The organism is Arcticibacter svalbardensis MN12-7 (assembly GCF_000403135.1).
GTDB classification, from domain to species: domain Bacteria; phylum Bacteroidota; class Bacteroidia; order Sphingobacteriales; family Sphingobacteriaceae; genus Arcticibacter; species Arcticibacter svalbardensis.
On the sequence record NZ_AQPN01000114.1, the window covers coordinates 24,945 to 33,995 of the forward strand.

A 9,051-nucleotide genomic window follows, 5' to 3' on the forward strand; every position below is an offset into this window, starting at 1 on the left:
TAAAGAAAGGAACTAAGATGAAAAAATATAATAAAATAGTGTTAGCATTCTGTGCATTGCTATTCATGGTCACTTCATGTAAAGATGACTTAAACCTTACTCCAACCAATGATATAACAGCTGATGTGGCTTATGCTACCCCTGAAGGATATAAAAAAGGGATTGCAAAGGTTTATGGAAGTATTGCAACTTCGGCCAATGGAGGACCATCTGCTGCTACAGGAGATATCGGTGGTGTAGATGCTGGAACATCAGATTTCATACGCTCTTTCTGGATGTCGCAAGAATTACCAACTGATGAAGCTGCATGCGCATGGGGAGACCCTGGTCTTCCAGAGCTTAATTTCAATACCTATACTTCTTCAAACGTACTTTTACTAGGATTATACGCCCGTAGTATTTATCAGATTACTTTGGTTAATGAATTTTTAAGAGAAAGCACTGATGAAAAACTTTCTGCCAGAGGAATTACAGGAGACGATGCCACAGAAATTAAATACTATGTATCTGAGGCCCGTTTTTTTAGAGCCTATCAGTATTGGATCTTGATGGATGCTTTCGGTAACCCTCCTTTTATTACCGAAGAAAGTACTGTCGGCAAAGAGTCTCCGAAGCAAATTTCAAGAGCAGATTTATTCACTTATGTTGAATCTGAATTATTAGCTATTGAACCAACGCTGAAAGAAACCAATGAATATGGACGTGCAACACAAGGAGCAGCATGGGCACTTTTAGCTCGTGTATATTTAAATGCTCAAGTTTATACCGGTACTCCTAAATTCACTGAAGCTGCTACCTATGCAGAAAAAGTGATTAATTCAAAACGTTACTCGCTGAATCCTTCTTATGCCAATCTTTTTAAAGCAGATAATAACCTGAATAACCCAGAGGTTATTCTATCTATAAATTATGATGGTATAAGCACTCAGAATTATGGAGGTTCAACCTTTTTAATCAACGCTGCAATTAATGGCGATATGGGTACTGCAAATTTTGGTGTTCCTAGTGGTGGCTGGGGTGGTAACCGAAGTAGAGCAACTCTTCCACAAAAATTTGGTAATTATTCCACTACCGCTGACAAAAGAGCCATGTTCTATGGAACAACGCCAGCGATTACTGATATAACGATCTTCACACAAGGTTTAGCCGTAACCAAGTTTACCAACATAACATCGACCGGAGCAACAGCCCCTTCTGTAAACGGTATCTTTTGTTCTACAGATTTCCCGCTTTTTCGCTTAGCTGAAATGTATTTAGTCTATGCAGAAGCCGTATTAAGAGGAGGATCAGGAAGTCAAGCAACCGCTATCAATTACGTCAACCTTTTGCGCCAACGTGCTTATGGAAATGCATCAGGCAATGTCAGTTCGCTTACAGTGGATGATATCTTAAATGAAAGATCAAAAGAACTGTATTGGGAATGTTTCAGACGTACTGATTTAGTAAGGTATGGTAAATTTACTGAGGCTACCTACCTATGGCCCTTTAAAGGCGGAGCGGAAAATGGTAAGGGCGTTGAGTCTTTCCGTAATCTCTATCCTATTCCTTCAACTGATGTGATTGCCAATACTAACCTAACCCAAAACCCTGGCTACTAGTTAAAGATATAAGTTCTTTATGAAAAAGATATTCAAAAATATAGGGATCATTACGCTAACCATGTTAGTGTTTGCATCCTGTAAAAAAGACGAAGAGAAGTTGAGTGTTACTGCTGGAGAGTCTCCTGCGTTAGCGGTATCAACCAACACCTTAGTATTAACCCCGGCAACAGCAAGCGATACTGTTATTACATTCTCATGGAATAAACAGGAAGTAACCTGGTCCACTCCGGCTAATGCAACTGATATTTCCACTTACACACTGCAAATTGATTCTGCTGGCCAGAACTTTGCTTCTTCTTATGATGTGGATTTTACTGGATTTGTTAAAGAAAAATATACTGGTGCTGATTTTAACGCTTTGATGGTCAGTAAGGTTAACTTACCAAGCGATGTAGCGTCTCATATTGAATTGCGCTTAAAAACTTCTATTGCTCCTAATCAAAGTCCTGTTTATTCCAATGTGGTCTCCTTAACAGTTACCCCTTATATGGTCATTCCAGAATATGTATCCTTGTATGTTCCCGGTGGTCATCAGGGATGGGCTCCTGAAACTGCTACAACTATAGGATCAGTTAAGAATGATGGTACTTATGAAGGATTTGTTAACTTTCCTGATGCCTCGACAGAATATAAGCTTACTACTGAAAGAAATTGGACTAGTACCAATTATGGAAGTGGTGGAGAAGGAATTTTGCTTGCTAATAGTAAAGACAATATCATTCAAGCTGGTGCTGGGTACTATTATATCAAAGCGGATATTAATAAATTGACATACACGGCTACAAAAACAAGCTGGGCTGTATTAGGTGCCGCAACTTCAGGTGGTTGGGATACAGAAACTGCTCTTACTTACGATATAAACGCGAAAGTGTGGAAAGCAACGGTTAATCTTACAGCCGGAGAATTTAAATTCAGAGCGAATAACGATTGGGCATTGAATATGGGAGCAAGTACTATCGATGGAGTGTTGAAAATTGCTAGTAATGATAATCTTTCAGTTTCTGATGCCGGAAATTATACTATCACACTGGATCTATCACATCCTGCGTATTATATGTATAAACTCAAGAAAAATTAATGCTAAAACCTGTCTGCTTATTAGCAGGCAGGTTTTTTTATAAACCACCAATATCAGTAAATGCCTGTCTGTCTAATCTGTATTCCCCAATAGCTATCATTCTAAGAAATTAATTAGTTGAATGCTAGGAATCATTTATGCTGTTTTTTTTATAAGCATTAATACCTATTGCCTGATGGACAACTAGCAGTGACTTACCTTTCAACTCAAACGCAGTTTGCTTTCATGCGGAGCGAACAAGGTGCGGAGAAGGTGCGCATGAGGTGGGGTTAATCTGAAAGACAGATAATAGCATGATCAGTAAAAATTAAGATCATCTATTGATGAATTAGTATACAGCATGATCGTACTACACATCGCCAATAGTTGAAATTAATGTAATTTAAGTACTATAAATAATGAAAGTTAAAATCAGTTCCATTCTGTTTTTTCTGTTGATCAGTGTATCAGTTTTTGCACAGATCCCAGCACTTGAACGCGTTGAGCCCTCTTTTTGGTGGGTAGGGATGAATAATCCGAAGCTACAGTTAGTGGTTCATGGCAATCAGATTGCTTCCCGCGAAGTGAGTTTAAATTACGAAGGAGTGAAGCTGGTTAAAATAAATCGGGTTGAAAACCCAAACTACTTATTTCTTGATCTTGAAATCAATTCAGGTACTACACCAGGAAAGTTTGAAATAGCATTTACAAAGAAAAATGCAAAGAAACTGAGTTACAGCTATGAGTTAAAGGCAAGGGATAAATCGCCCAACCGCATACTTGGCGTAACCAATAAAGATTTTGTTTATCTCATTATGCCTGATCGTTTTGCAAACGGAGATAAAAAGAATGACATCGTTAAGGGAATGGAGGAAACATCTCTAAACCGTGATTCGATGTATTACAGGCATGGCGGTGATATCCAGGGGATCATTAATCACCTGGATTATCTTCAGGAGCTCGGTGTTACCACCTTATGGCTCAACCCTGTTCTGGAAAACAATCAGCCTAAAACTTCCTATCACGGCTATGCCGTTACCGATAATTACAAAATAGATCCCCGCTTTGGTACCAATGCGCTTTATAAAAAGCTCGTTGATGACTGCCATTTAAAGGGTATGAAGGTGATAAAAGATTTAGTACATAATTATTTAGGAAGCGAACACTGGATCATCAAAGATCTGCCATCAAAAGATTGGGTGCATCAATGGCCTACCTATACCAAGTCTTCCTTTAAAGACCAGGTGCTTTTTGATCCCTACGCAGCTGCCAGTGATAAAAAACAAATGACTGATGGATGGTTTGATCACCACATGCCTGATGTCAATCAGAATAACGAATTTGTAAAAAACTACTTCACACAAAGTCATATCTGGTGGATTGAATATGCCGGAATAGATGGTTTCAGACTGGATACTTATGCCTACAACGATCCGGTTTACATGGCAGAATGGGGAAAGGCAATCAAGGCAGAATATCCACGCTTTACCTTTTTTGCAGAAACATGGGTACGCGGTATTCCTAATCAGGCCTTCTTTACTCAGGGCAATACCATTAACCGGGGCTTTGATACTGAGTTACCGGGTGTAACTGATTTTCAGGCACTATGGGGAATAAATGAAGCGTTGAATGGCAAACCAGGATGGGATGGCGGCGTTAATACGCTCTATACCACCATTGCCAGTGATTTTGTTTATCAGGATGCTACCCGAAATGTTGTGTTTCTTGACAATCATGACCTGAGTCGCTTTTATTCAGTAGTAGGTGAAGATTTCAATAAGTATAAATCGGGTATCGCCTGGTTATTGACTACCCGTGGTATCCCTCAGTTGTATTACGGAACAGAATTACTGATGAAGAACTTTTCTAATCCCGATGGATTAGTACGTAGTGATTTCAAAGGCGGATGGGCAGAGGACAAAGTCAATATGTTTAAAGCCTCAGGCAGGACAGAAAAAGAAAATGAGGCCTTTAACTTTGTGAAGACGCTGGCTAATTACCGTAAAAATAATGAGGTATTACAAACGGGGAAACTCATGCAATATGTACCCGAAAATGGTATTTACGTATACTTCAGGTACAATGCGGATAAAACGGTCATGATCATCATGAACAGCAATGACAAAGGGGAAATATTAACTACATCACGCTTTGATGAACGAACTGCTGGTTTTACCCAAGCTTTAAATATTACCTCAGCAACAAAAATTAATTCATTAAAAACTTTAACGATCCCTGCCAAAACTACACTGGTACTGGAATTGCAAAAATAATATGGCACAAATAACAGCTTGTATATTCGATCTTGATGGTGTAATTGTGGATACAGCAGTATATCATTACCGTGCCTGGAAACGCCTGGCAAATGAACTTGGTTTTGACTTTACGGAAGAAGATAACGAAAAATTAAAAGGAATAAGCCGGGTGAAATCACTGGAGCTTATTCTTGGATGGGGAGGTATAGAAAAGACCGAAACAGAGCGCGAAGAACTGGCATCACGTAAGAATAATTGGTACGTAGAGATGATTCAATCTATGCGTCCTGATGAAATTCTACCCGGTGCTAAAGAATTCCTGCAAGAGGTGAAGGCCGCTGGTTTAAAAACAGCATTAGGCTCAGCTAGTAAAAACTCAGGACTGATTTTGGAAAGAACAGGTTTACTTCCTCTTTTTGACGTACTGGTAGATGGTAATCATGTTTCGGCATCGAAACCCGATCCTCAGGTTTTCTTAAGAGGAGCTGAAGGTTTAGGGATTCTTCCAGAGCACTGTGTGGTGTTTGAAGACGCTGTAGCAGGTGTTGAAGCCGCTATAGCAGCAGGCATGAAGGTAGTAGGTATTGGCTCTGCGGAGGTTTTAAATCGTGCAGATCTGGTAGTAAAGGGACTTTTTGAAATACATGTCCCTCAACTCAATAACTTATAAGTTAAGCATATATTTTACAGGAAAATGAAGAATTATATCGTTGAAGATGAATGGAATATTATTGAATCAGGCTTCGATCCTCATTTAAATAAAATATCTGAAAGTATCTTTAGTATTGGCAATGGCCTTATGGGACAGCGTGCTAATTTTGAGGAGTCCTATTCAGGTGATACCTTACAGGGGAATTATGTGGCCGGAATCTATTATCCGGATAAAACTCGTGTAGGCTGGTGGAAAAATGGTTATCCGGAATATTTTGCGAAGGTTTTAAACGCAGCGAACTGGATAGGGATTGATATAAAAATTGGTGAAACAACACTTGATCTGAACAAATGCGAAATCATTTCGTTCAAGCGTATCCTGAATATGAAGGAGGGGTATCTGGAACGTTCTTTCGTTGTTTCTTTAGAGGGAAACAGGCAGGTAAGTGTTGTAACAAAAAGGTTTTGTAGTATTGTTGATGACGAAACAGGTGCAATAAGCTATGCAATTACTCTTCTGAATTTTGATGATGAACTGACTATTACTCCTTTCATTGATGGTGATGTGCAAAATCAGGATGCTAATTACGATGAGAAGTTCTGGGATGAGGTTTATCATGAAGTGCATGATCAATCTGCTTTTCTGGGACTGCGTACTAAAAAGACCAATTTTGAGGTGTGTACCGGAATGCAGTTTGAAATACATACTTCAAAAGGACCTTTGGTTTCTGGATCCCAAAAAATAACCAAAGAGAAGTATGTAGCGAATGAGGTTAAAATAAGGGTACAAAAAGAGGAGAAGCTGACCATATATAAGTATGCGGCTAATTTATCTTCAGAAAATTACCCTAAAGGAATTCTTTTGTCTACTTGTCATGATATGCTTCAGCAGGTTGCTGCAAAGGGTTTTGACAAAATGTTAGCTGAACAAGCTGCAGCATGGGAAAAAAAATGGGAAGAAAGTGATATTGTGATTGAAGGGGATGTTGCCGCACAGCAAGCTATCCGCTTTAATATATTTCAGTTAAACCAAACCTATACAGGAGAGGATGCCCGTTTGAATATTGGTCCGAAGGGATTTACCGGTGAAAAATATGGAGGTTCTACTTATTGGGATACCGAAGCCTATTGTGTGCCTTTTTATCTGGCAACTGCGTCTCCTGAAATTACCAAAAACTTACTTATTTACCGGTATAAACATTTAGCGAAGGCAATTGAAAATGCTGAGAAGCTTGGCTTTAACAATGGAGCGGCGTTATATCCAATGGTGACCATGAATGGTGAGGAATGCCACAATGAGTGGGAAATTACCTTTGAGGAAATCCATAGGAACGGAGCAATTGCTTTTGCGATCAATAATTATATCCGGTATACCGGCGACAAAGACTACCTGATTTCGTATGGCCTTGAAGTGCTGATAGGTATTACGCGCTTCTGGAGTCAACGTGTGAATTGGAGTGACGACAAAAAGCAATATGTTATGCTTGGTGTTACAGGACCGAATGAATACGAAAATAACGTAAATAATAACTGGTATACCAGCACGATTGCGATCTGGTGTATGAAGTATACGCTGGAATCACTGGAATATGTTCGTACGCAATCTCCGGAAAGCTATATTGAACTAACAGAGCGGATTAGGTTCGATGAGTTCAAAGAAACAGCGGAATGGAAGTCCATTATCCAAAATATGTACTTTCCAAAGGATGATAACCTGGGGATCTTTTTGCAACAGGACGGCTATCTTGATAAAGAGCAGGTGTTGGTTAAAGACCTGAATCCTGCAGACAGGCCTATTAATCAGAAGTGGAGTTGGGACAGGATTCTGCGTTCTGTATTTATTAAGCAGGCGGATGTGCTACAGGGGATTTACCTGTTGGAAGATCAGTTTGATGAAGCGACTATCAGGCGTAACTTCGATTTTTACGAACCACGTACGGTTCATGAGAGTTCACTTTCTCCTTGTGTACATGCTATTTTAGCGGCTAAATTGGGTGATGAGCAACGCGCCTACGAATTCTATCTGCAAACATCACGTCTTGACTTAGATGATTATAATAATGATACCGATGATGGTCTTCATATTACCTCTATGGCAGGCACCTGGATGAGCGTTGTGGAAGGCTTTGCCGGTATGCGAATAAAAGATGATCAGCTTTATTTTCATCCCTTTTTGCCTGTAAAATGGCAATCATTCTCCTTTAATATCCTTTTCAGGGGATCGGTGTTGAATGTTAAAATAGGTCATGATGGGGTTCATTTAGAGAATAAATCAGTTACACCTCTTACGGTTTGTATTTTTGATAATGCATATCGGGTAAATGAATTTGCCAATTTATATGTGGCTAACTCTGATTCAAGAAATGACATCCAGGTTTAATAAAGCTTATTGTTAAAAAATGAAGACATTTTTCTTTTTTGCCTTGTTTAGTTTGTGTATCTTGAATGCTTGCGGCGATCGATCAAAATCGGTTAAATCTTCTATGGATAATAAAGAAAACCCGGATAATCATAAATTGATTATCTATCAAATGATGGTACGCCATTTCGGAAATAAGAATACAAGTAATAAATTTTATGGTTCTATAGAAGAAAATGGAACTGGTAAGTTTAATGATATCAATGCGAAGGCTCTTGATGAACTTAAGAAATTAGGTGTTACGCATCTTTGGTTCACCGGCGTGATTGAACATGCTACTATGACCGATTATTCGGCTTATGGAATCAAGGTGGATGATCCGGATATTGTTAAAGGTAGAGCAGGATCGCCTTATGCAATTAAAGATTATTATGATGTAGATCCCGATCTGGCTGTAAATGTAAAGAAGAGGATGTCCGAATATGAGGCCTTGATAACACGAACGCACAAACATGGCTTAAAAGTGATCATGGATTTTGTTCCTAATCATGTAGCCCGTACCTATAACTCGGATGCCAAACCTGCTGGCGTAAAAGATTTTGGTGAGGGAGATGACAAGACTAAGGCTTTTTCTGCGTCCAATGATTTTTATTATATCCCAGGTAAACCTTTTGTAGTGCCTGCAGGAACTGATGCTGGTGGCAAAAACTTTAAAAGTCCGCTTAAAGATTTGCTTTTTGATGAAAATCCTGCTAAAGCAACAGGGAACAATGTTTTTACAGCAAATCCGGGTTTAGGCGACTGGTCTGAAACGATTAAATTCAACTATGGGATCGATTATCAGAATGGAGAAAAGAAATATCTGGACCCTATTCCTCCGGTTTGGTTAAAAATGAAGGACATCCTGGTGTTCTGGTCCAAAAAAGATGTGGATGGTTTCCGATGCGATATGTCTGAAATGGTTCCTGTAGAGTTTTGGAACTGGGTGATTCCTCAAATTAAAAAACTACATCCTAACATCATCTTTATTGCTGAAGTGTATAATCCTAAGCTATACAAAGAATATATCACCGTAGGTAAATTTGATTATTTGTATGATAAAGTAGGTTTGTACGATGGACTGCGGAA

Annotated in this window: 6 protein-coding genes; all 6 read left to right on the forward strand. The window is 39.1% G+C overall.

All coding sequences use genetic code 11. The features are described 5' to 3' along the window. Positions 1–17 precede the first annotated feature (17 nt). Positions 18–1,598 (forward strand): RagB/SusD family nutrient uptake outer membrane protein, encoded by a 1,581-nt coding sequence (locus ADIARSV_RS15830; RefSeq protein ID WP_040300357.1) that lies wholly within the window; start codon positions 18–20, stop codon positions 1,596–1,598. A gap of 19 nt (positions 1,599–1,617) precedes the next feature. Further along, positions 1,618–2,679 (forward strand): SusE domain-containing protein, encoded by a 1,062-nt coding sequence (locus ADIARSV_RS15835; RefSeq protein WP_016196627.1) that lies wholly within the window; start codon positions 1,618–1,620, stop codon positions 2,677–2,679. Between the two features lie 398 nt (positions 2,680–3,077). Then, positions 3,078–4,931 carry a glycoside hydrolase family 13 protein gene (locus ADIARSV_RS15840; protein ID WP_016196628.1) on the forward strand — a complete coding sequence of 618 codons (1,854 nt, stop codon included), beginning with the start codon at positions 3,078–3,080 and terminating at the stop codon, positions 4,929–4,931. A gap of 1 nt (position 4,932) precedes the next feature. Next, positions 4,933–5,583 carry a beta-phosphoglucomutase gene (gene pgmB / locus ADIARSV_RS15845; protein WP_016196629.1) on the forward strand — a complete coding sequence of 217 codons (651 nt, stop codon included), beginning with the start codon at positions 4,933–4,935 and terminating at the stop codon, positions 5,581–5,583. A 24-nt stretch (positions 5,584–5,607) separates the two neighbouring features. Beyond that, positions 5,608–7,944, forward strand: a complete 2,337-nt coding sequence (locus ADIARSV_RS15850) for a glycoside hydrolase family 65 protein (RefSeq protein WP_016196630.1) — start codon at positions 5,608–5,610, stop codon at positions 7,942–7,944. Between the two features lie 19 nt (positions 7,945–7,963). Further along, the coding region (locus ADIARSV_RS15855; protein WP_262482250.1) for an alpha-amylase family glycosyl hydrolase at positions 7,964–9,051 on the forward strand (1,088 nt) is incomplete at its 3' end.

Excerpts from the sequence above, each read along its gene's own strand:
- ADIARSV_RS15840 (WP_016196628.1), top strand. The coding sequence starts at position 3,078 with ATGAAAGTTAAAATCAGTTCCATTCTGTTTTTTCTGTTGATCAGTGTA.
- ADIARSV_RS15830 (WP_040300357.1), top strand. The coding sequence starts at position 18 with ATGAAAAAATATAATAAAATAGTGTTAGCATTCTGTGCATTGCTATTC.
- pgmB (WP_016196629.1), top strand. The coding sequence starts at position 4,933 with ATGGCACAAATAACAGCTTGTATATTCGATCTTGATGGTGTAATTGTG.
- ADIARSV_RS15850 (WP_016196630.1), top strand. The coding sequence starts at position 5,608 with ATGAAGAATTATATCGTTGAAGATGAATGGAATATTATTGAATCAGGC.
- ADIARSV_RS15835 (WP_016196627.1), top strand. The coding sequence starts at position 1,618 with ATGAAAAAGATATTCAAAAATATAGGGATCATTACGCTAACCATGTTA.